Below are 468 nucleotides of genomic sequence, written 5' to 3'. Positions count from 1 at the left end.
CCACCACAGCACCGCGGTAAAAGTTTGAGTGTGGAGCGGTAGTTCAGCTGGTTAGAATGCTGGCCTGTCACGCCGGAGGTCGCGGGTTCGAGTCCCGTCCGCTCCGCCATTCAACGAGGCCTCCGGCCAAAAGCTGGAGGCTTTGTTTTCTCCCTGGTCCAGGCCGGTGGGAAAACAGGAAATAGCAACAATGCGGAGCGGTAGTTCAGCTGGTTAGAATGCTGGCCTGTCACGCCGGAGGTCGCGGGTTCGAGTCCCGTCCGCTCCGCCACTACATCGAGGCCCCCGGCCTAAAGCTGGGGGCCTTGTCTTCTCACCGACAGGTTCGGAAGGAAGGCGAAAAGGTTTTTGCAAGAACGGAGCGGTAGTTCAGCTGGTTAGAATGCTGGCCTGTCACGCCGGAGGTCGCGGGTTCGAGTCCCGTCCGCTCCGCCAACTTTAAAAGCCCTCGGCGCAAGCCGGGGGCTT

3 tRNA genes are annotated in these 468 nt (G+C 60.9%); all 3 read left to right on the top strand.

The features are described 5' to 3' along the window. Positions 1-32: 32 nt before the first annotated feature. Positions 33-109 (top strand) — tRNA-Asp (locus ABE423_RS20725). 85 nt (positions 110-194) lie between these two features. Then, positions 195-271: transfer RNA gene (locus ABE423_RS20720), tRNA-Asp, on the top strand. An 87-nt stretch (positions 272-358) separates the two neighbouring features. Beyond that, a tRNA-Asp gene (locus ABE423_RS20715) sits at positions 359-435 on the top strand. Positions 436-468: the final 33 nt, after the last annotated feature.

Source organism: Stenotrophomonas sp. TWI1409 (assembly GCF_039673015.1).
GTDB classification, from domain to species: domain Bacteria; phylum Pseudomonadota; class Gammaproteobacteria; order Xanthomonadales; family Xanthomonadaceae; genus Stenotrophomonas; species Stenotrophomonas maltophilia_A.
This window is presented reverse-complemented; position numbering and strand designations above follow the sequence as displayed.